The sequence below is a fragment of the Streptomyces sp. NPDC052016 genome (assembly GCF_044548445.1).
In the GTDB taxonomy this organism is placed as follows: domain Bacteria; phylum Actinomycetota; class Actinomycetes; order Streptomycetales; family Streptomycetaceae; genus Streptomyces.
The window spans coordinates 33,841-56,157 of record NZ_JBIUBX010000038.1 but is presented as its reverse complement, the minus strand read 5'-3'; the positions used below and the strand labels follow the sequence as shown (position 1 = coordinate 56,157).

Sequence of the window (22,317 nt, the reverse complement as noted above, 5' to 3'; positions counted from 1 at the left end):
GATGAGCGACAGTCCAGCCCCCCTCGCCGACCCTCACCTCGTCTACGACCCCGTCGCGGGCGACGGCCCGAAGGACGTGGTGATCCTCGGCTCCACCGGGTCGATCGGCACCCAGGCCATCGACCTCGTGCTGCGCAACCCGGACCGCTTCCGGGTGACCGGCCTGTCCGCCAACGGCGGCCGGGTCGCCCTCCTCGCCGAGCAGGCCCGCCGGCTGCGGGTGCGGACCGTCGCGGTGGCCCGCGAGGACGTCGTCCCGGCCCTGCGCGAGGCGCTCACCGCCGAGTACGGCGCCGGGGAGCCGCTCCCCGAGATCCTCGCCGGGGCGGACGCGGCCACACAGCTCGCCGCCTCCGGCTGCCACACCGTCCTGAACGGCATCACGGGCTCCATCGGCCTCGCGCCCACCCTCGCCGCGCTGGAGGCGGGCCGCACCCTCGCGCTCGCCAACAAGGAGTCGCTCATCGTCGGCGGCCCGCTGGTCAAGGCGCTCGCCAAGCCCGGCCAGATCATCCCGGTGGACTCCGAGCACGCGGCCCTCTTCCAGGCCCTCGCCGCCGGCACCCGCGCCGACGTCCGCAAGCTGGTCGTCACCGCGTCCGGCGGCCCCTTCCGCGGCCGCACGAAGGAACAACTGGCGCACGTCACCGTCGAGGACGCCCTCGCCCACCCCACCTGGGCGATGGGCCCGGTGATCACGATCAACTCCGCGACCCTCGTCAACAAGGGCCTCGAGGTCATCGAGGCACACCTGCTCTACGACATTCCCTTCGACCGCATTGAGGTCGTCGTGCATCCCCAGTCGTATGTCCACTCGATGGTTGAGTTCACGGACGGATCGACACTGGCGCAGGCGACGCCTCCCGACATGCGGGGGCCCATCGCCATCGGCCTCGGCTGGCCCGAGCGGGTGCCCGACGCGTCGCCCGCCTTCGACTGGCGCCAGGCGTCGACGTGGGAGTTCTTCCCCCTCGACGACGAGGCCTTCCCCTCGGTGCGCCTCGCCCGGCACGTGGGGGAGCTCGCGGGCACGGCCCCGGCGGTGTTCAATGCCGCAAACGAGGAGTGCGTGGAGGCGTTCCGCCGGGGCGCACTGCCGTTCAACGGGATCATGGAGACGGTGACGCGGGTGGTCGAGGAGCACGGCACGCCGGGCACGGGAACCTCACTGACCGTGTCGGACGTCCTCGAGGCGGAGACCTGGGCCCGGGCCCGGGCCCGCGAACTGACAGCACAGACGGCGACCGCGGAGGCGCGTTGATGACGTCCCTGATGATGATCCTCGGCATAGTCGTCTTCGTGGTCGGCCTGCTGTTCTCGATCGCGTGGCACGAGCTGGGGCATCTGTCCACGGCCAAGCTCTTCGGGATCCGCGTGCCGCAGTACATGGTCGGCTTCGGCCCGACCCTGTGGTCGCGCAACAAGGGCGAGACCGAGTACGGCATCAAGGCCATTCCGCTCGGCGGCTACATCCGCATGATCGGCATGTTCCCGCCGGGCGACGACGGCCGTATCGCCGCCCGCTCCACCTCGCCCTGGCGCGGCATGATCGAGGACGCCCGTTCCGCCGCGTTCGAGGAACTCAAGCCGGGCGACGAGACCCGTCTCTTCTACACGCGCAAGCCGTGGAAGCGGGTCATCGTGATGTTCGCGGGCCCGTTCATGAACCTGGTGCTGGCGGTGGCACTGTTCCTCACCGTCCTGATGGGCTTCGGCATCTCCCAGCAGACCACCACGGTCAGCTCGGTCTCCCAGTGCGTCATCAAGCAGAGCGAGAACCGCGACGACTGCACCGCCGAGGACCCGGCCTCCCCGGCCGCGGCCGCGGGCCTGAAGGCGGGCGACAGGATCGTCTCCTTCGCCGGTGTGCGCACGGACGACTGGAACGAGCTGTCCGACCTGATCCGCGCCAACCCCGACAAGACCGTCCCGGTCGTCGTCGAACGCGACGGCAAGGACGTCACCCTGACGGCGACCATCGCCACCAACCAGGTCGCCAAGAAGGACGCCGGCGGCCAGATCGTCCAGGGCGAGTACGTCACCGCCGGCTTCCTCGGCTTCAGCGCCGCCACCGGCATCGTCAAACAGGACTTCGGCGAGTCCGTGACCTGGATGGGCGACCGCATCGGCGAGGCCGTCGACTCCCTCGCCGCCCTGCCCGGCAAGATCCCGGCCCTGTGGAACGCGGCCTTCGACGGAGCTCCCCGAGAGCCCGACTCGCCCATGGGCGTGGTCGGCGCGGCCCGCGTCGGCGGCGAGATCTTCACCCTGGACATCCCGCCGACCCAGCAGTTGGCGATGGCGCTGATGCTGGTCGCGGGCTTCAACCTGTCCCTGTTCCTGTTCAACATGCTCCCGCTGCTGCCGCTCGACGGCGGCCACATCGCGGGCGCCCTGTGGGAGTCGCTGCGCCGCACCATCGCCAAGGTGCTGCGCCGCCCGGACCCGGGCCCGTTCGACGTGGCGAAGCTGATGCCGGTGGCCTACGTGGTGGCCGGGATCTTCATCTGCTTCACGATCCTCGTCCTGATCGCGGACGTGGTCAACCCGGTGAGAATCTCCTAGCCACCCGCGGTTCGCGACGGCCGGGCACCCTGGGTGCCCGGCCGTTCGCCGTCCACGACCCGGGCCGTCGTCCATCGAGTGGGTTTACGAGCGGGATGTGCCCGGGCCAGTCCCCGTGCCGTAATCTCGGAGGCCGGAGCCCGCTGCTCACGGGACCGGACCTTGATCCACGACTTGGGGTTGCACAGCAGATGACTGCGATTTCTCTCGGCATGCCGTCCGTTCCGACCAAGCTCGCCGAGCGCCGGAAGAGCCGGCAGATCCAGGTCGGCTCCGTGGCGGTCGGCGGGGACGCCCCCGTGTCCGTGCAGTCGATGACCACGACCCGTACGTCCGACATCGGTGCCACGCTCCAGCAGATCGCCGAACTGACCGCCTCCGGCTGCCAGATCGTCCGCGTCGCCTGCCCCACCCAGGACGACGCCGACGCCCTCTCCACCATCGCCAGGAAGTCGCAGATCCCGGTCATCGCCGACATCCACTTCCAGCCGAAGTACGTCTTCGCCGCGATCGAGGCCGGCTGCGCGGCGGTTCGCGTCAACCCGGGCAACATCAAGCAGTTCGACGACAAGGTCAAGGAGATCGCCAAGGCGGCGAAGGAGCACGGCACCCCGATCCGCATCGGGGTCAACGCCGGTTCCCTGGACCGCCGCCTGCTCCAGAAGTACGGCAAGGCCACCCCCGAGGCCCTCGTCGAGAGCGCGCTGTGGGAGGCCTCCCTCTTCGAGGAGCACGACTTCCGCGACATCAAGATCTCCGTCAAGCACAACGACCCGGTCGTGATGATCGAGGCCTACCGGCAGCTCGCCGCCCAGTGCGACTACCCCCTCCACCTCGGTGTGACCGAGGCCGGCCCCGCGTTCCAGGGCACGATCAAGTCGGCGGTCGCCTTCGGCGCCCTGCTCTCGCAGGGCATCGGCGACACGATCCGTGTCTCCCTGTCGGCCCCGCCGGTCGAGGAGGTCAAGGTCGGCAACCAGATCCTGGAGTCGCTCAACCTCAAGCAGCGCGGCCTGGAGATCGTCTCCTGCCCGTCCTGCGGCCGCGCCCAGGTCGACGTCTACAAGCTGGCCGAGGAGGTCACCGCGGGCCTGACCGGGATGGAGGTCCCGCTGCGCGTGGCCGTCATGGGCTGCGTGGTGAACGGCCCGGGCGAGGCCCGCGAGGCCGACCTCGGCGTCGCCTCCGGCAACGGCAAGGGCCAGATCTTCGTCAAGGGCGAGGTCATCAAGACCGTCCCCGAGTCCAAGATCGTGGAGACCCTCATCGAGGAGGCCATGAAGCTGGCCGAGCAGATGGAGGCGGAGGGCGTGACCTCCGGCGAGCCGTCGGTGTCGGTGGCGGGCTGAGCCGGCCTGAAAGGGCGGGGGCCGCAAGGGATCGGGTTTCCCGGCACACCGGAGGGGGCGGGCCTCTCGGCGCCGGTCCGGGCGACACAGCCCGTCCGGCGATCGAGGACGAGGCCCGTCCAGGGCCGAAGCGGGGGCCCGCGTGCGGCAGCCCCCACAGGCGGGACGGCAGCCGACGGCCAGTTCCCAGCGGGAGGCGAGCCCGGCAGGGCGACGCTGCTCAGCCACCGCAGGTACAGTGCGGAGATCAGGCAGACCCCAGTGTGAGGCCCCGCACGTGTTGACGCAGACCACCTCCCGGGTCCTCGAACCGAGCGACCTGGACGCCGCGCTCGCCGTCCTCGACCGCGAGCCGGTGTCGAACGCCTTCGTGACCTCCCGCGTGCAGGTCGCGGGCCTGGACCCGTGGCGCCTGGGCGGCGAGATGTGGGGCTGGTACGAGGACGGCCTGCTGACGTCCCTGTGCTACGCCGGCGCCAACCTGGTCCCCATCTGCGCCACCCCCCGCGCCGTCCGCGCCTTCGCCGACCGCGCCCGCCGGGCCGGCCGCCGCTGCTCCTCCATCGTCGGCCCCGCCGAACCCACCGCCCAGCTCTGGCGCCTGCTCGAACCCCACTGGGGCCCGGCCCGCGAGGTCCGCGCGCACCAGCCCCTGATGGTCACCGACCGCATGCCCACCGACATCGCCCCGGATCCGTACGTCCGCCGCATCCGCAAGGACGAGATGGAGACGATCATGCCGGCCTGCGTGGCGATGTTCACCGAGGAGGTCGGCGTCTCCCCGATGGCCGGCGACGGAGGCCTGCTCTACCAGGCCCGCGTCGCCGAACTCGTGGGCGCCGGCCGCTCCTTCGCCCGCCTCGACGACCGGGGCAGGGTCGTCTTCAAGGCGGAGATCGGCGCGGCGACCGCGCAGGCCTGCCAGATCCAGGGGGTGTGGGTGGCCCCCGAGTACCGGGGCAGGGGCCTGGCGGCCCCCGGCATGGCGGCGGTCCTGCGCTACGCCCTCGCGGACGTGGCCCCGGTCGTCAGCCTCTACGTCAACGACTTCAACACGGCGGCGAGAAGGACGTACACCAGGGTCGGCTTCCAGGAGACCGGCGCGTTCATGAGCGTCCTGTTCTGAGCCGTTCCCCTCCCGGCGGAGGGGCGCGGGCCCACCTCGGGGCGCGTGCCCCACCGGCATGCGGCTCCGCCCCGTGTGCGCGGCGGCCTCCGGCAACCCGCGCCCCGCACACAAGCGAATGCCCCCTGTAGGCTCCCGCCATGGACCTCGTCATCGGCCCCTTGGACCTCTCAGCCCACGTGGACGAGGCACTGGCAGTCCAAGCCGTCGCTTTCGGACTGGGCCCGGACGAGGTGGCCGTCCGCAGACAGATCGTCCTGCGGCACATGACCAACCCGGGGGCGAGGGCTCTCGGCGCCACCGTCGGAGGCCGACTCGTCGGTTTCGTCTACGGCATGCCCAACGACCGCACGCACTGGTGGTCCACCGTCGTGGAGCCCTACCTGCGCGCCGAGGGAACCGACGCCTGGCTCGACGACGCCTTCGTCATCACCGAACTCCACGTCCACCCCGCCCACCAGAACCGCGGCGCGGGCCGGGCGCTGATCACGACCATCACCGACGCCGCGACGGAACCCCGCTCGATCCTCTCCGCGATCGACACCGAGAGCCCCGCCCGGGCCCTCTACCGCTCCCTCGGCTACCACGACCTGGCCCGCCGCGTCCTCTTCCCCAGCGCCCCCCGCCCGTACGCGGTGATGGGCGCCCACCTCCCGCTGCTCCGCAAGTAACGGATTTCCGGCCACCCCGCGCTCCCGGCTAACCTCCTAGCCAACACCTTCCCCCGCGCGCGGCTCCGCCCGAGCGGGGGGACCCCCATCCGGCAGGAGTACGAGAACCATGGCGAACGCACCGGTCCAGCGCATGTCCCAGTTGATGGCGAAGACCCTGCGCGACGACCCCGCCGACGCCGAGGTCCTCAGCCACAAGCTCCTCGTCCGCGCCGGCTACGTCCGCCGGACCGCCGCCGGCATCTGGAGCTGGCTGCCGCTCGGCAAGAAGGTGCTGGCCAACGTCGAGCGCGTCGTCCGTGAGGAGATGGACGCGATCGGCGCCCAGGAGGTTCTGCTCCCCGCCCTGCTGCCGAAGGAGCCGTACGAGGCGACGGGCCGCTGGGACGAGTACGGCGCCGAGCTGTTCCGCCTCAACGACCGCAAGGGCGGCGACTACCTCCTCGGCCCGACCCACGAGGAGATCTTCACCCTGCTGGTGAAGGACCAGGCGTCCTCCTACAAGGACCTGCCGGTGATCCTCTACCAGATCCAGCACAAGTACCGCGACGAGGCCCGTCCGCGGGCCGGCATCCTGCGCGGCCGTGAGTTCCTGATGAAGGACTCCTACTCCTTCGACCTGGACGACGAGGGCCTCGCCCGGTCCTACGCCCTGCACCGCCAGGCCTACCAGCGGGTCTTCGAGCGCCTCGGCCTCGACTACCGCATCTGCGCGGCGACCGCGGGCGCGATGGGCGGCTCCAAGTCCGAGGAGTTCCTCGCCCCGGCCGAGGCCGGCGAGGACACCTTCGCGGACTGCCCGAACTGCGACTTCGCCGCCAACACCGAGGCGATCACGTACGAGCTGAAGCCGGTCGACGCCGAGGGCGTGGCCGCGCTCGAGGAGATCCCGACCCCGGACACCCCGACCATCGAGACCCTCGCCGCCCACCTCGGCGTCCCCGCCTCCGCCACCCTGAAGAACCTGCTGGTGAAGGTCGACGGCGAGATCGTGGCCGTGGGCGTCCCGGGCGACCGCGAGGTCGACATGGACAAGGTCGAGGCGCACTTCGCCCCGGCGACCGTCGAGCTGGTCACCGCCGAGGACTTCGTGGGCCGCCCGGATCTGGTCCGCGGCTACGTCGGCCCGCAGGGACTGGGCGAGAAGGTCACGTACATCGCCGACCCGCGCGTGGCCCCCGGCACCTCCTGGATCACCGGCGCCAACAAGGAGGGCACGCACGCGAAGAACGTCGTCGCGGGCCGTGACTTCGAGGTCGACGCGTACGTCGACGTGGTGATCGTCCAGGAGGGCGACCCCTGCCCGAAGTGCGGCACCGGCCTGAAGCTGGACCGCGCCATCGAGATCGGCCACATCTTCCAGCTGGGCCGCAAGTACGCCGACGCCCTCAAGCTCGACGTCCTCGGCCAGAACGGCAAGCCGGTCCGCGTCACCATGGGTTCCTACGGCATCGGCGTCTCCCGCGCGGTCGCGGCCCTCGCCGAGCAGACCGCCGACGACAAGGGCCTGTGCTGGCCCGCCGAGGTCGCCCCGGCCGACGTGCACGTCGTCGCCGCCGGCAAGGCCCTGCAGACGGAACTGGCCCTCGACGTCTCTGAGAAGCTGCGGGCGGCCGGGCTCCGCGTCCTGGTCGACGACCGGGCCGGGGTCTCCCCGGGCGTGAAGTTCACCGACTCCGAGCTGATCGGCGTACCGAAGATCCTCGTCGCCGGCCGCCGCTCCGCCGAGGGTGTCCTGGAGCTGAAGGACCGCCGGACCGGTGAGCGCGAGGAGCTGACGGTGGAGGAGGCGGTCGCGCGCCTCACCGCGTGACGACCGGCGCGCGTCGGAGCCGCCTCCCAGCGCGTCGTGCCGAGGCGTAAGGGCGCCTCACAGCCTCCTGTCGGACCGTTCCCCTCCGTAGTGACACTCTGTCACGCACTGCGGCCGGGGAACGGTCACAGCGACAAGTCCTCACCTGGACGACGAGTCGGGCTGCCCGCTCGCGGACGGACTCCGGTGCCGTCGAGAACGGTCGAGCGTGCCCGCATGCAGCGGTGGACGGCCAGCCTGGCCCTGGAACCGGCGGCAAGGGGGGCACCCCAGGTGCGCGGGGAACCGCGCGAGCGACCGCGACGCACCCGCGGCCGAGCCACCACCTTTAGAGCCACCCGGCGAATTCCAGCAACAACTCGGCATCCCGGGGCCGACCGACGCGCAGCGCCCGCACCCCCGACTCCACGGCCCGGAACAGCGTCCACCCCCGCACCCGCTCCTGATCCAGCTCCAACGACTCCGCCAGCTTCCGCACCCGCCGCCGCGTGATCGCCGCCCCCGACGGCGAGGCGATCAGGTCCTCCACCCGATCACGTACCAGCCGCGCCAGATCGAACGCGCACTCACCCACCACCGGATCCGGACCCACCGCCAGCCACGGCAGCCGCTCACCCGCCAGCACCTTGCTCTGCCGGAACGTCCCGTGCAGCAACCGCCGCTCCGGCTCCGCCGCCAGCAACCCCTCCCGGGCCGAGAGGGCCGCGTCCACCAGCACACCCACCTCGGAGCCGACGGCGGTCCCCCGCATCGCCTCCGCCTGCCGTCCGGTCCGCTCGGCGACGGTCTCGAAGACCGGCCCGGCCGGCGGCTCCACCCACAGCCGCCGCAGCGTCCCCGCCGCCTCCAGCAACGCCTTGGCCTCCGGCAACGACCGCACCGACACGTCGGGACGCAGCCGCTCCAGCACCAACACCCCCTCGGTGACGGGCCCTTCCAGCAGCTGTACGGCGCCCAGGCCGTCCCAGTGCGCGAGCGCGGCCCGCTCGGCCTCGGGCCGGAAGCGGGGCGGGGCCAGCTTCAGCACGGCCGGGGTCCGGTCGGCGTACCGCACCAGCACCACCAGGCTGCTGCGCCCGCCCGGGACCTGCACCCGTTCGACGGTCAACTCGCGTAGCGCGACGGCCCGCTGGACCGTCTCCGGCAGCTTCTCCAACCAGTCGTCACCGTGCGGTGCCGTCTCACCGAGCGCCCTGACCAGACGCTGCGGCGGTTCGAAAGCCATGCGCGAGTCGTCCCTTCCTGCTCCCGGTCCTGCCCTGGTTGTGCGCCTGTCCGTCGGTGTTCTGCCTCGGTTCCTCCGGCGCCGGTGTCCGTCCGATCACGCCGTCGGCGTCACCGGGCCCGCCGCCGTGGCCGACGGCCCGGCGCCCGTGGCGGCCTGCTCCCGGCCAGTGTCCGACCGCTCGGCGAGCCCAGGGAAGGCTACGCTGCCGCCGCGCCAGCGCACCGCCCGCACCGCCGCCTCCCGCAGCGCCCCGGCCGCCTCCCGGCGCCGCGCGCCCGCCGTGGCCCGCACCAGGTCCGAGTACACCCCGGCCACGCGTTCCTCCAGGTCCGCCGCGAACCGGACCGCAGCCGCGGAGTCCGGCACCGGGAACGGCAGCGCGTACGCGGCGCTCGCGGCGACCGGCTCGGCGCCCAGGTCGCGCACCTCGCGCGACAGCGCGTCCCGGCGCGCCCGGTGCGCGTCGTACGCGGCCCGCGCCTCCGTGCGCCGCTCCTCGCGGACGCGCCCGCCGACGACCCCGTACCCGTACACCGCCGCGTGCTCCGCGGCCAGCGCCGCCTGGAGGGCGGCCAGTTCCCCGCCCGTCCGCTCGCTGTTCTTCCCGCTCATCGGGCCCCCTCCGTCAGCAGGTACGCGTGCGCCGCGCCGGCGGCCGCCACCGAGGCCAGCAGCCGGGCCAGCTCGCCCGGCACGTCCACCAGGGCCGCGATCCGCCGGTCGGCCAGCGTCCGTTCGGCGGCCGCGAGGTAGGCGAGGGCGTCCTTCTCGACGGCCGGGACGGCCACGGGCGACTCCGGCGGATCGGCCGGAGCCGAGCCGGCGACCGGCGCCGAGGGCGATGCCGAGGGGGAGGGCGATGCCGAGGGGGAGGCCGACGCCTCGTCGACGCCCCCGAACGCCGTCACGTGCTGCACGACCTCCGCCCGCAGGGCCGCCACCTGCCCCAGCAGCGCCGGATGGACGGAGAGGACGGCGTCGTACCGCGCCACCAGCCCCGCGCTGTCCCGCGCCGCACGCGCGCGTGCCCGCTCCGTCAGCGACGGGCTGCCGCCCGAGGTCTGCCCACCGGAATCCCCGGGCCCCGAGGAGCAACCGACGAGCAGGGCGGCCCCGGCGGCCGAGGCGAGCAGGGTTCTTCGGCGCGGCCCCGAGGGGGTGCGCGGCGGTGGAGGGAACGGCACGGGAGACGTCCTCGGGGAACTCGTACGACAGTCGTAGGGCAGACATACCGATCACCGGCGGCACGTCCGTGATCACCGTACCCGCGCACCGGCCCGGGACCCACTCATCGGCACCGTGCGCGCCCCGGCGGCCGTGCGCGGGGCGTCGGGGCCGCCGCCGGGCGGACGCCCCGTGGACGGCAACACACCCCGCGACCGGATACCCTTTGACCAGACACGCGACCCATCCCACAACAGCACACGCGGCCGAGGAGTCACCCGGATGAGCACCACCCAGAGCGAGAGGCTGCGGGAACTGCTGGAACCGCTCGTCGCCTCCCAGGGCCTCGATCTCGAAGAGATCGCCGTGGACTCCGTCGGACGCAAGCGCGTGCTGCGCGTCGTCGTCGACTCCGACACCGGTGCGGACCTGGACCAGATCGCCGATGTGAGCCGTGCGCTCTCGGCGAAGCTCGACGAGACGGACGCGATGGGCGAGGGCGAGTACACCCTCGAGGTCGGCACCCCGGGCGCGGAGCGCGCCCTCACCGAGCACCGTCACTACGTACGGGCCACGGACCGCTTGGTCAAGTTCCAGCTCCACGAGGGCGGCGAACTCGTCGCCCGCATCCTCACCGTGGACGACGCCGGCCTCGACGTCGAGGTGCCCGGAGTGAAGGGCCGCAAGGCCACCACCCGCAGACTCGCCTTCGACGACATCGACAAGGCCCGCGTCCAGGTCGAGTTCAACCGCAAGGACAAGAAGGACATGAAGGAAGAGGAGGAGGCGTAGCCGTGGACATCGACATGAGCGCCCTGCGGGGCTTGGTTCGGGAGAAGGAGATCTCCTTCGACCTGCTGGTCGAGGCGATCGAGTCGGCCCTCCTCATCGCCTACCACCGCACCGAGGGAAGCCGCCGCCACGCGCGCGTGGAGCTCAACCGGGAGACCGGTCACGTGACCGTGTGGGCGAAGGAGGACCCCGAGGACCTCGAGGAGGGCCAGGAGCCCCGCGAGTTCGACGACACCCCGTCGGGTTTCGGCCGCATCGCCGCCACCACCGCCAAGCAGGTGATCCTGCAGCGCCTGCGCGACGCCGAGGACGACGCCACGCTCGGCGAGTACGCCGGCCGCGAGGGCGACATCGTCACCGGTGTGGTCCAGCAGGGCCGTGACCCGAAGAACGTGCTCGTCGACATCGGCAAGCTGGAGGCCATCCTGCCGGTGCAGGAGCAGGTCCCCGGGGAGTCGTACGTCCACGGCATGCGGCTGCGCAGTTACGTCGTCCGGGTGGCGAAGGGTGTCCGCGGCCCCTCCGTGACCCTTTCCCGGACCCACCCCAACCTGGTGAAGAAGCTGTTCGCGCTGGAGGTGCCGGAGATCGCCGACGGGTCCGTCGAGATCGCCGCCATCGCCCGTGAGGCCGGTCACCGCACGAAGATCGCCGTCCGGTCCACCCGTTCGGGCCTGAACGCCAAGGGCGCCTGCATCGGCCCCATGGGCGGGCGCGTCCGCAACGTGATGGGCGAACTGAACGGCGAGAAGATCGACATCGTCGACTGGTCGGACGACCCGGCCGAGATGGTGGCGAACGCGCTGTCACCCGCCCGGGTGTCCAAGGTGGACGTCGTCGACCTCGCGGCCCGCTCCGCGCGCGTGACGGTGCCGGACTACCAGCTGTCCCTGGCGATCGGCAAGGAAGGGCAGAACGCCCGGCTCGCCGCCCGTCTGACCGGCTGGCGGATCGACATCCGTCCGGACACCGAGCAGACCGGCGCCTAGCGCCGGGGACGGCCCCGGCGGACCTGCCGGGGAATAGATCTCGGCCTGCGTTGGCTGAGATCACGACAACAACCGTTCGATTCCTGGCCCAAAGGGGTGAGGTCGGTACGGGGAGGTAGACTTAACCGTGTCTGGCCGGACGCACGCCGGAGTATGCCCTGAACGCACCTGTGTGGGGTGCCGGGAGCGAGCGGCCAAGACGGAGCTGCTGCGCATCGTGGCGATCGAGGACGCATGCGTCCCCGATCCTCGCGGTACGCTGCCCGGCCGGGGTGCGTACGTGCACCCCGCCCTGGTCTGTCTCGACCAGGCGGTGCGCCGCCGGGCGTTCACGCGGGCGTTGCGCGCCGCGAGAGCGCTCGACACAAAGGCGTTGCGCCAGTACGTCGAGCAGACGACAGTTGCCGAGCAGGCAACACCGTAAGAAGCGTCGCGCGGAACCCTGCGCGGCCCTGGTACCTCGCGAGTCGAAAGCAGGTCGAGATTGCGATGAGCACTCGATGAGTACGCGATGAGTACGCCCATGAAGTAGCGACGGTCCGGACGCAACCCGGACCTAAAAGGAGCGAAGTGGCTAAGGTCCGGGTATACGAACTCGCCAAGGAGTTCGGTGTGGAGAGCAAGGTCGTCATGGCCAAGCTCCAGGAACTCGGTGAATTCGTCCGTTCGGCGTCTTCGACCATCGAAGCGCCTGTAGTCCGCAAACTGACTGACGCCTTCCAGGGCGGTGGCAGCGGCAGGTCCGCCAAGCCCGCCCCGCGCAAGGCCGCCCCCAAGCCCGCCGCGCCCTCCCCGGCGCAGGCGGCTCGTCCGGCTGCCCCGCGGCCGGCCGCCCCCAAGCCCGCCGCGGCACAGACCCCCGCGGCCCCGGCGGCGCCCTCCGCGCCGGCCCCGGGCCCGCGTCCGGTTCCGGGCCCCAAGCCCGCGCCGCGTCCGGCCCCGGCCGCTCCGGAGTTCACCGCTCCGCCGTCGGCCCCGGCCGCCCCGAAGCCCGCCGCTGCCCAGGGTCCGCGCCCCGGCGCGCCCAAGCCCGGCGCCCGTCCCGGCGCGCCCGGTCAGGGTCAGGGCGGTCAGGCACCGCGTCCGGCCGCCGCGCAGGGTCCGCGTGCCGGTGGTGCGGGTGCGCCGCGTCCGGGCGCCCGTCCGGCCGGTCCGCGTCCGGGCAACAACCCCTTCACCTCCGGCGGCAACGCCGGTATGGCCCGCCCGCAGGCCCCCCGTCCGCAGGGCGCCCCGCGTCCCGGCGGCCCCGGTGCCCCCGGCGCCGGTCCCCGTCCGCAGGCCCCCGGTGGCCAGGGCGGCGGTCCCCGTCCGCAGGCTCCGGGCGGCCCCCGTCCCTCGCCGGCCGGCATGCCCCGCCCGCAGGGCGGTCCGCGTCCCGGTGGCGGCCCCGGCGGTCCCCGTCCGAACCCGGGCATGATGCCGCAGCGTCCGGCGGCCGGCCCCCGTCCCGGTGGCGGCCCCGGTGGTCGCGGTCCCGGCGGCGGCGGTCGTCCCGGCGGCGGCGGTCGTCCGGGCGGCGGCGGCTTCGCCGGTCGTCCCGGTGGCGGTGGCGGCGGCTTCGCCGGTCGTCCCGGTGGTCCCGGCGGTGGCGGCGGTGGCGGTTTCGCCGGTCGTCCCGGTGGTCCCGGCGGTGGCGGCGGTGGCCGTCCCGGCTTCGGCGGTCGTCCGGGCGGTCCCGGTGGCCGTGGTGGCACGCAGGGCGCCTTCGGCCGTCCCGGTGGTCCCGCGCGTCGTGGCCGCAAGTCGAAGCGGCAGAGGCGCCAGGAGTACGAGGCCATGCAGGCCCCGTCGGTCGGCGGCGTGATGCTGCCTCGCGGCAACGGCGAGACCATTCGCCTGTCGCGCGGTGCGTCGCTCACCGACTTCGCGGAGAAGATCAACGCCAACCCGGCGTCCCTCGTCGCGGTCATGATGAACCTCGGCGAGATGGTCACCGCGACCCAGTCCGTCTCCGACGAGACGCTGGAACTCCTCGCCGGCGAGATGAACTACACGGTTCAGATCGTCAGCCCGGAGGAGGAGGACCGCGAGCTGCTCGAGTCCTTCGACATCGAGTTCGGCGAGGACGAGGGCGACGAGGACGACCTGGTGGTCCGTCCGCCGGTCGTCACCGTCATGGGTCACGTCGACCACGGTAAGACCCGCCTGCTCGACGCCATCCGCAAGACGAACGTCATCGCGGGCGAGGCCGGTGGCATCACCCAGCACATCGGTGCCTACCAGGTCGCGACCGAGGTCAACGACGAAGAGCGCAAGATCACCTTCATCGACACCCCGGGTCACGAGGCGTTCACCGCCATGCGTGCCCGTGGTGCGAAGTCGACCGACATCGCGATCCTGGTCGTCGCGGCCAACGACGGCGTCATGCCGCAGACGGTCGAGGCGCTCAACCACGCCAAGGCGGCCGACGTCCCGATCGTCGTCGCGGTCAACAAGATCGACGTCGAGGGTGCCGACCCGACCAAGGTGCGCGGTCAGCTGACCGAGTACGGCCTGGTGGCCGAGGAGTACGGCGGCGACACGATGTTCGTCGACATCTCCGCCAAGCAGGGTCTGCACATCGACTCGCTGCTGGAGGCCGTGATCCTCACGGCCGACGCCTCGCTCGACCTGCGGGCCAACCCGAACCAGGACGCGCAGGGCATCTCGATCGAGTCCCGTCTCGACCGCGGCCGCGGTGCCGTGGCGACGGTCCTCGTCCAGCGAGGCACGCTGCGGGTCGGCGACACGATGGTCGTGGGCGACGCCTACGGTCGCGTGCGCGCCATGCTCGACGACAACGGCAACAACGTGGCCGAGGCCGGCCCGTCGACGCCGGTCCAGGTCCTGGGCCTGACCAACGTCCCGGGCGCCGGCGACAACTTCCTCGTCGTCGACGAGGACCGTACGGCCCGCCAGATCGCCGAGAAGCGTGCGGCCCGCGAGCGCAACGCGGCCTTCGCGAAGCGCACGCGCAGGTTCTCCCTGGAGAACCTGGACGCGGCTCTGAAGGCCGGCGAGGTCCAGCAGCTGAACCTGATCATCAAGGGTGACGCTTCCGGTTCCGTCGAGGCACTCGAGTCGTCCCTGCTCCAGCTGGACGTCGGCGAAGAGGTCGACATCCGCGTCCTGCACCGCGGCGTCGGTGCGGTCACGGAGTCCGACATCGACCTGGCGATGGGCTCGGACGCGATCGTCATCGGCTTCAACGTGCGTGCCGCCGGCCGTGCGCAGCAGATGGCGGAGCGCGAGGGTGTGGACGTCCGCTACTACTCGGTCATCTACCAGGCGATCGAGGAGATCGAGGCGGCCCTGAAGGGCATGCTGAAGCCGGAGTACGAGGAGGTCGAGCTCGGTACGGCGGAGATCCGCGAGGTCTTCAAGTCGTCCAAGCTGGGCAACATCGCCGGTGTCCTCATCCGGTCGGGCGAGGTCAAGCGCAACACCAAGGCCCGCCTGGTCCGCGACGGCAAGGTCATCGCGGAGAACCTCACCATCGAGGGCCTGCGTCGCTTCAAGGACGACGTCACCGAGATCCGCGAAGGGTTCGAGGGCGGTATCAACCTCGGCAACTTCAACGACATCAAGGTCGACGACGTCATCGCGACGTACGAGATGCGGGAGAAGCCGCGGGTGTGATCCCCGGTTCGCGCCGGCCGACGGAAGCTGTTCCGTCGGCCGGCGCGCCGCCGTTCCCGGGCGCGGTTCCCCGGGAGGGGCGCCCGGGACGTGGTCCCCGCCGAGAGCGGGCGGAGCCCTATACAGGGCCACCACGCGTCCGCCCGAGAGGGGTGGGCAGGGTCCGGGTGCGGGCCATCGTGGCCGGGCTCTCGACGCAGCGAGCCGGGCGGGTCGGCGGGCGAAAACCCCGTCGAGCCACCGCGGGTATCGTTGTACCGTTCCTGATGCCCTGTCCCACACGGCTGACGGGGCCATCGATCCCGTACCGGCGGGTGAACCGGCTACACACATGTACGTGGGGACTCTGTCCTTCGACCTGCTCCTCGGCGACGTACGGTCGCTGAAGGAGAAGCGCTCCGTCGTCCGCCCCATCGTCGCCGAGCTCCAGCGCAAGTACGCGGTGAGCGCGGCCGAGGTGGACCACCAGGACCTCCACCGCCGGGCCACCATCGGCCTGGCCGTGGTCTCGGGTGACGCGGAGCACCTGACCGACGTACTGGACCGGTGCGAACGGCTGGTCGCCGGCCGCCCCGAAGTGGAGCTGCTGTCGGTCAGACGCCGTTTCCACGGCGAAGACGACTGACCGGACCAGAGAACGCAAGAGAAGAAAGAACGGGAGACGGACCAGTGGCCGACAACGCGCGCGCCAAGAGGCTGGCGGACCTCATCCGAGAGGTGGTGGCCCAGAAGCTGCAGCGCGGGATCAAGGACCCGCGGCTCGGTTCCCACGTCACCATCACGGACACCCGCGTCACGGGCGACCTCAGGGAGGCGACCGTCTTCTACACCGTGTACGGGGACGAAGAGGACCGCAAGGCGGCCGCCGCCGGCCTGGAGAGCGCCAAGGGCATTCTGCGCTCCGAGGTCGGCCGCGCGGCCGGCGTGAAGTTCACGCCGACGCTGTCCTTCGTCGCCGACGCCCTCCCGGACACCGCCCGCACCATCGAGGACCTCCTCGACAGGGCGCGCCAGTCCGACGAGAAGGTGCGTGAGGCGTCCGCGGGCGCCGCGTACGCCGGCGGGGCCGACCCGTACCGCAAGCCCGGTGACGACGAGACGGACGACACCGCCGAATGAACCGGAAGCACACCGCGCCCGACGGCCTCGTCATCGTCGACAAGCCGTCGGGTTTCACTTCGCACGACGTCGTGGCCAAGATGCGGGGGATCGCCAAGACCCGCCGCGTCGGCCACGCCGGCACCCTCGACCCGATGGCGACGGGCGTCCTCGTCCTCGGCGTGGAGAAGGCCACCAAGCTCCTCGGGCACCTCGCCCTCACCGAGAAGGAGTACCTGGGGACCGTCCGTCTCGGCCAGAACACCCTGACCGACGACGCCGAGGGGGAGATCACCTCCTCCACCGACGCCTCCCAGGTCACCCGCGACGCCATCGACGCCGGCATCGCCAAGCTGACCGGCGACATCATGCAGGTCCCGTCCAAGGTCAGCGCCATCAAGATCAACGGCGTGCGCTCCTACAAGCGGGCCCGCGAGGGCGAGGAGTTCGAGATCCCCGCCCGGCCGGTCACCATCTCCTCCTTCACGGTGTACGACGTCCGCGACGCCGTCGCCGACGACGGCACCCCCGTCCTGGACCTGATCGTCTCGGTGGTCTGCTCCTCGGGCACCTACATCCGGGCCCTCGCCCGCGACCTGGGCGCCGACCTGGGCGTCGGCGGCCACCTCACCGCCCTGCGCCGCACCCGCGTCGGCCCCTACAAACTGGACTCCGCCCGCACCCTGGACCAGCTCCAGCAGGAGCTGACGGTGATGCCGATCGCCGAGGCCGCCGCTGCCGCCTTCCCCCGCTGGGACGTGGACGACAGGCGGGCCCGGCTGCTCACCAACGGCGTCCGGCTGGAGATGCCCGACGAGTACGCGGGCTCCGGACCGGTGGCCGTCTTCGACCCCGAAGGCCGCTTCCTGGCGCTGGTCGAGGAACAGAAGGGCAAGGCGAAGAGCCTGGCCGTCCTCGGCTGAGCCCCCGCCGGTTTTGCCGTGGAGCGGCGAACACGGGGTCCTGCTCCGCCGCCGCTCCACGGTCCCCCCTCGGTTCCCCCACCCTAGGGTGTATCCATCCGCCCCCGTTCATTCACCCGTCCGGGCAGGCGCTCGGAGTGAACCCGGGGGGTGCGAGGGGGCGCGTTCGTTCCGTGATCTGTCCCGCCGATCACCCCACGCCTACCGTCGAACAAAAGGGCACGCGCGTGCGGCGGGGAGGTACGACGATGGCGGGAACGGACGACCCCGACAGCTGCCTCGTCAGCATCCGCGACCTCGCCGGCCGCCCGCGCGGCACCGGATTCTTCGCCGACCACCACGGCACCGTCGTCACCAGCCACGAGGCCGTCGACGGGCTCGCGGGCCTCGTCCTGTACGACGCCGGCGAGCGCGGCTGCGTCGTCACCGCCGACGCGGTCACCCCGCTGCCGGAACGGAACCTGGCCCTCGTCCGCACGGAGGGCCTCGCCGTCGCACCGCTGCCGCTGACCGTCCGGGACCGGGTGGGGACCGGCACGTACGTCCGGCTGGCCGCCGGCTGCTGGCGCGAGGCACGGGTGCTGAGCGGGACCCCGGTGACGTACGCGGCCGCGGACCGCCGCCACCTCCTCGACGGCGCCCTGGAGCTCGCGATCGGCACCGCGGGCCGGGACGCGCTGCGGCACGGCGGGGGCGTTGCCGGCGGACCGGTGATCGACGCCGCGACCGGAGCCGTCGTCGCCGTCCTGGGCACCGCCCTGCACTCCGGACACCACGACGCCGGCTTCGCCGTCCCCCTGCGCCCCGCCCCGCCCGACGGCCCCCTCGCCGCACTCCTGGCCCGCAACGCGGCGACGGTCCCCGCCCACGGCGCCGACCTCAACCTGGCGGGCGTCCTGGAACTCACCGCCACCTCGGTGGGCACCGACGGGCCGCCCGGCGACCCCTCCTGCGCGCCGGTCGAACGCGACGCAGCCGCACGGGAGTTCGCCGCGTTCACCGCGAGCCCGGCAGGCGTCCTCGGCCTCGTCGGCGCCCCGGGCAGCGGCCGTACGACGGAACTCGCGGCGCTCGCCGAGCGCCGCGGCCGGGGCGCCGAACCGGCGCCCACGCTGTGGCTGCGCGGCGCCGACCTGAGGGACGAGGACGACTCGGTCGCCGACGCCGCCCGCAGGGCACTGACGCGCGCGGCACGGATCGTGGCCGCGTCCCGCCCCGGCCCGGCTCCCGGCGACCCGTGCCCGGAGCGGCTCGCCCGCCTCGCCCACGCCGCCGGGCGCCCGCTGCTGATCCTCCTCGACGGCCCCGAGGAGATGCCCCCCGTCCTGGCCCACCGCCTCCCCGCGTGGACCGAGCGGACCGCGCACTGGCTGCGGGAGACGGGGACACGGCTGGTGGTGGCCTGCCGGGCCGAGTACTGGGAGCACGCGGGCGCCGAGTTCCCCGCGGAGATGCTCCACGGCCGTACCGCCGGGGCGCTCCCGCCCTGTGTCCCCCTCGGCGATCTCACCCCCGCCGAGGCCCGCGAGGCCCGCGCCCGGCACGGCATCCCCGACACCGTGCTCGGCGCCTCCGACGCCCGCCACCCGCTCACCCTCCGCCTGTGCGCGGAGGTCCGCGCCGCCCTCCCCGACGCCCCCGACACACCCCTCGACCGCCACGACGTCCTCGCGGCCCACCTGGACCTGATGTGCCTGCGCGTCGCGGTCCGGCTGGCCGCGGAGAACGGCCTGCGCGGGAGCGCGGTACGACGGCTCGCGGCCAAGGTGTCCGGGCAGGTGCACGAGGCCGCCCGGCGCAGCCTCGGCCCGCGGCAGGGGGAGCTGGACCGGGCGTCCTTCGAGGCGGTGTTCCCGTGGGGGCCCGCCCCGGCCCGGCTCGGCGGCGGCACCGGCTGGGCGTCGGCCGTCCTCGCCGAGGGCCTCCTCGTGCCGGCGGGCACCGGCTACCGCTTCGCCCACGAGGAACTCGCCGACTGGATCCAGGGCGCCCACCTCGACCTCGACGAGGCCCTGCGCGTCCTGGTCCACCACCGCCGGTCCCCGGACGGCGCCCCTGCGCCGCCCGTCCCGCACCACCGGCTCGGCCCCGTCGTCCACGCCCTGCTGTACGTCGGCCGCCAGCACGGCACCCACCGGCTCGCAGCCCGCCTGAAGGAGCTGGCGGACGCCCTGCAAGCCGACCCGGACTCATGGTGGGCCGCCCGGCTGCTCACCGGGACGCTCACGCGCGTCCCGGACGCCACGCCGTACGTCGACGTCCTGCGGCTGCTGGCCGACCGGACCGTGGAGTGGCGCAGCCGGCCGGGCGGGCCCACCGGGTTCACCCCCGACTTCTGGACCGCCCTGCCCCTGCCGACGCCGGCCCGCCTGGACCTCCTGCGCCGGCTGATCCTCGCCGACACGGCCCCGAGCGGCGCGGACGAACCCCGCTGCCTCGACGCCGTCGCCGCCCTCCTCGCCGCCGATCCCATCGCCGTACAGCCGCGGCTCGCCCTCTGGTTCGACGACGAGCGGCCGCTGCCCGCGACCCCGCACGCCACCGTGGCGACGGCGGCACAGGCGCTGCTGCACACGCATCGCCACCGGGCCCTGGACGACCTCACCGAGGTCCTCGTGGACCGCGCGCACCCGCGGGCCGACGAACTGCTCACCGTCCTCGCCGAGGAGGAACCCTCCGCGCTGTGCCGGGCCGTGGACCGCTGGGCGCACGACGAACGGCCGGCCCGGCGGGTCGCGGCGGTGGCGTACGGACTGCGGGCCGCGCCCCACGTCCGTACCGCCGCCGACCGGGAGCTGCTGCGGTACGCGGCCCTCGCGCTGCTCGCCCGCCCCGCCGACCGCACCCTGCACAGCGGCGCGCTCGCCCTCCTCGTACGCGACCCGCAGACCCGCGCCCGGCACCTCCCGCAGGCGCTGGAGCGGTTCGCGGCGGGTGATCCGCGACTGCCGGCGAGCGCGCTGCTCGCCGCCCTGACCACCCACGCCGAGCCTGTCCTGGACGCGCTGCGGACCCGGCTGTGCGGGCCGGACGCGGACCCCGGCAGGCTGCTGCGCGCGCTCGCCGACGCCACCACGCCCGCCCTGGCACACCGGGTCGTGCCCCTCGTCCGGGAGGCACTGGAGCGGCGCCCGGAGGCCGCCGGTGACCTCGCCGCGTACGTCGACCGGCGCCTGGACCGCCGTCCCGACCAGGATCCGACGGGCCGTGCCGTCCTGTTCCCGCTGGTCACCTGTCTGCTGGACGGCGGTCCCGAGCCGGTGCGGGCCGCACTGGCCACGGTCCTGGCCGCCCCCGGCGCCTCCCCGGCCGGCCGTCCCCTCCGTCGTGAGCTGCTGGAGTTCCTGCTGGCCCGCGAGCACGACCCCGCTGTCCTGGACGCCGTTCTGCACGCCGCGGCCCAGTGCAGCGGGGACGAGCTGCGCGACCTCGTCCACCGCACCGGCCTCCTGCTCGTCCGCACCCCGGACGGCGCGGCCCGCTTCGACCGCGGCCTGGTCGACCTGGGCCGCCACGTTCCCGGCTTCGCCGCACAGGTCGCGGGCTGGCTCACCGAGGCCCCCGGGGAGTGGGCGGCGGTGGTCGGCCCGAGCGCCCGCCGCATGATCGAGAACCTGGCGGGCGCCCGGGTGCCCGCGTGAACCGAGCCCCCGGGCAGGGCAGATGCGTGGGCCCGGTCACAGCCTCCATGCCGATGCGGGCCGAGGACACCCGGCATGGCACCCTTAGAGCTGCGCAATGGGTCAACGGTAAACACGGACACGGGTTCGAGGAGCGGTCACAGTGCAGCGCTGGCGTGGCTTGGAGGACATCCCCCAGGACTGGGGGCGCAGCGTCGTCACCATCGGCTCTTACGACGGGGTCCACCGCGGCCACCAGCTGATCATCCGGCATGCCGTGGACCGCGCCCGCGAGCTGGGCGTGCCCGCCGTCGTCGTCACCTTCGACCCGCACCCCAGCGAGGTCGTCCGCCCCGGCAGCCACCCGCCGCTGCTCGCGCCGCACCACCGCCGCGCGGAGCTGATGGGCGAGCTGGGCGTGGACGCGGTCCTGATCCTCCCCTTCACCACGGAGTTCTCGAAGCTCTCGCCCGCCGACTTCGTCGTCAAGGTCCTGGTCGACAAGCTGCACGCCAAGGCGGTCGTCGAGGGCCCCAACTTCCGCTTCGGCCACAAGGCCGCCGGGAGCGTGGAGTTCCTGGCCGAGCAGGGCAAGATCTACGACTTCGAGGTCGAGGTCGTCGACCTGTACCTGACGGGCGAGGCGGGCGGCGGCGAGCCGTTCTCCTCGACCCTGACGCGGCGCCTGGTCGCCGAGGGCGACGTCGAGGGCGCCGCCGAGATCCTGGGCCGCCCGCACCGCGTCGAGGGCGTGGTCGTGCGCGGCGCCCAGCGCGGCCGCGAACTCGGCTTCCCCACGGCGAACGTCGAGACGCTGCCCCACACCGCGATCCCCGCCGACGGCGTCTACGCCGGCTGGCTGCACACGGGCGGCGAGGCGATGCCGGCCGCGATCTCCGTCGGCACCAACCCGCAGTTCGACGGCACCGAGCGCACGGTGGAGGCGTACGCCATCGACCGCGTCGGCCTCGACCTGTACGGCCTCCATGTCGCCGTCGACTTCCTGGCGTTCGTCCGCGGCCAGGCGAAGTTCGAGTCGCTGGAAGGCCTGCTGGAACAGATGGCGCAGGACGTGAAGCGCTGCCGCGAGCTGGTGGCGGAGAGCCGCCCGGCCTGACGGGGGCTCACGCGAGGGCGGTCGGGTCGGCCGGGGGCTGCGGTGGCGATGGTGGCGCGGCGAGGCGTTCGACAGCGCGCCTGACCTGGCCGGCCGCCGGCGATCCGGGTTCGAGCGCGTCGGCGAGCGCCGTGCAGCCCTCGGACCGGGTGGGGGCGTCAGGTCGAGCTGCTCTCTGGTTGGCCAGACGGGGGGATCGCACGGCCTGTGCCGCACCGTCTGCTGCCTGCCGGGGGCGGGA

18 protein-coding genes are annotated in these 22,317 nt (G+C 73.1%); 15 read left to right on the top strand and 3 right to left on the bottom strand.

Annotation, left to right across the window (positions count from 1 at the left end; all coding sequences use genetic code 11):
• Position 1 precedes the first annotated feature (1 nt).
• The 6 genes from dxr to ACIHAR_RS36205 all read left to right on the top strand — a co-directional run bounded on the left by dxr (position 2) and on the right by ACIHAR_RS36205 (position 7,524).
• On the top strand, positions 2-1,261 hold the full coding sequence (gene dxr, locus ACIHAR_RS36230) for a 1-deoxy-D-xylulose-5-phosphate reductoisomerase (protein ID WP_400023461.1): 1,260 nt from the start codon (positions 2-4) through the stop codon (positions 1,259-1,261).
• 11 nt (positions 1,262-1,272) lie between these two features.
• The gene (locus tag ACIHAR_RS36225) at positions 1,273-2,565 is read left to right on the top strand and encodes a site-2 protease family protein (RefSeq protein WP_365466127.1); all 1,293 of its coding nucleotides are present in this window, start codon (positions 1,273-1,275) and stop codon (positions 2,563-2,565) included.
• Positions 2,566-2,756: 191 nt separating this feature from the next.
• The gene (gene ispG / locus ACIHAR_RS36220) at positions 2,757-3,914 is read left to right on the top strand and encodes a flavodoxin-dependent (E)-4-hydroxy-3-methylbut-2-enyl-diphosphate synthase (RefSeq protein WP_365466087.1); all 1,158 of its coding nucleotides are present in this window, start codon (positions 2,757-2,759) and stop codon (positions 3,912-3,914) included.
• Positions 3,915-4,191: 277 nt separating this feature from the next.
• Positions 4,192-5,040, top strand: coding sequence for a GNAT family N-acetyltransferase (locus ACIHAR_RS36215; RefSeq protein ID WP_365466085.1), 849 nt, complete (start codon positions 4,192-4,194; stop codon positions 5,038-5,040).
• 140 nt (positions 5,041-5,180) lie between these two features.
• Complete coding sequence (locus tag ACIHAR_RS36210) at positions 5,181-5,711, top strand: GNAT family N-acetyltransferase (RefSeq protein WP_365466083.1); 531 nt, start codon at positions 5,181-5,183, stop codon at positions 5,709-5,711.
• A gap of 109 nt (positions 5,712-5,820) precedes the next feature.
• A complete protein-coding gene (locus ACIHAR_RS36205; RefSeq protein WP_365466081.1) occupies positions 5,821-7,524 on the top strand; it encodes a proline--tRNA ligase in 1,704 nt (567 codons plus the stop codon).
• A 328-nt stretch (positions 7,525-7,852) separates the two neighbouring features.
• Here ACIHAR_RS36205 and ACIHAR_RS36200 read toward each other — a convergent pair whose 3' ends face one another.
• From ACIHAR_RS36200 to ACIHAR_RS36190, 3 genes are all read right to left on the bottom strand, one after another.
• Positions 7,853-8,749 (bottom strand): aminoglycoside phosphotransferase family protein, encoded by an 897-nt coding sequence (locus ACIHAR_RS36200; RefSeq protein WP_400023457.1) that lies wholly within the window; start codon positions 8,747-8,749, stop codon positions 7,853-7,855.
• Positions 8,750-8,845: 96 nt separating this feature from the next.
• Positions 8,846-9,364: a ferritin-like domain-containing protein gene (locus tag ACIHAR_RS36195; protein ID WP_365466077.1), complete on the bottom strand. Its 519-nt coding sequence runs from the start codon at positions 9,362-9,364 to the stop codon at positions 8,846-8,848.
• Entirely contained in the window at positions 9,361-9,936 is a 576-nt protein-coding gene (locus tag ACIHAR_RS36190) for a hypothetical protein (protein ID WP_400023455.1), read from the bottom strand. The genes ACIHAR_RS36195 and ACIHAR_RS36190 overlap by 4 nt, the downstream gene beginning before the upstream one ends.
• 262 nt (positions 9,937-10,198) lie before the next feature.
• On the opposite strand from ACIHAR_RS36190, the gene rimP reads away from it, so the two are divergent.
• From rimP to ACIHAR_RS36145, 9 genes are all read left to right on the top strand, one after another.
• Positions 10,199-10,708, top strand: a complete 510-nt coding sequence (gene rimP / locus ACIHAR_RS36185; protein ID WP_365466073.1) for a ribosome maturation factor RimP — start codon at positions 10,199-10,201, stop codon at positions 10,706-10,708.
• 2 nt (positions 10,709-10,710) lie between these two features.
• The gene (gene nusA / locus ACIHAR_RS36180) at positions 10,711-11,697 is read left to right on the top strand and encodes a transcription termination factor NusA (RefSeq protein ID WP_365466071.1); all 987 of its coding nucleotides are present in this window, start codon (positions 10,711-10,713) and stop codon (positions 11,695-11,697) included.
• Between the two features lie 127 nt (positions 11,698-11,824).
• Positions 11,825-12,121 (top strand): YlxR family protein, encoded by a 297-nt coding sequence (locus ACIHAR_RS36175; RefSeq protein ID WP_400023453.1) that lies wholly within the window; start codon positions 11,825-11,827, stop codon positions 12,119-12,121.
• Positions 12,122-12,267: 146 nt separating this feature from the next.
• A complete protein-coding gene (infB, locus tag ACIHAR_RS36170; RefSeq protein ID WP_365466067.1) occupies positions 12,268-15,318 on the top strand; it encodes a translation initiation factor IF-2 in 3,051 nt (1,016 codons plus the stop codon).
• A gap of 331 nt (positions 15,319-15,649) precedes the next feature.
• On the top strand, positions 15,650-15,943 hold the full coding sequence (locus ACIHAR_RS36165; protein ID WP_365466066.1) for a DUF503 domain-containing protein: 294 nt from the start codon (positions 15,650-15,652) through the stop codon (positions 15,941-15,943).
• Between the two features lie 44 nt (positions 15,944-15,987).
• A complete protein-coding gene (gene rbfA / locus ACIHAR_RS36160; RefSeq protein ID WP_365466064.1) occupies positions 15,988-16,437 on the top strand; it encodes a 30S ribosome-binding factor RbfA in 450 nt (149 codons plus the stop codon).
• Entirely contained in the window at positions 16,434-17,339 is a 906-nt protein-coding gene (gene truB, locus ACIHAR_RS36155) for a tRNA pseudouridine(55) synthase TruB (RefSeq protein ID WP_388759340.1), read from the top strand. The genes rbfA and truB overlap by 4 nt, the downstream gene beginning before the upstream one ends.
• A 248-nt stretch (positions 17,340-17,587) precedes the next feature.
• A complete protein-coding gene (locus ACIHAR_RS36150; protein WP_400023449.1) occupies positions 17,588-20,980 on the top strand; it encodes a serine protease in 3,393 nt (1,130 codons plus the stop codon).
• A 142-nt stretch (positions 20,981-21,122) separates the two neighbouring features.
• Positions 21,123-22,076 carry a bifunctional riboflavin kinase/FAD synthetase gene (locus ACIHAR_RS36145; RefSeq protein ID WP_400023447.1) on the top strand — a complete coding sequence of 318 codons (954 nt, stop codon included), beginning with the start codon at positions 21,123-21,125 and terminating at the stop codon, positions 22,074-22,076.
• Positions 22,077-22,317 lie beyond the last annotated feature (241 nt).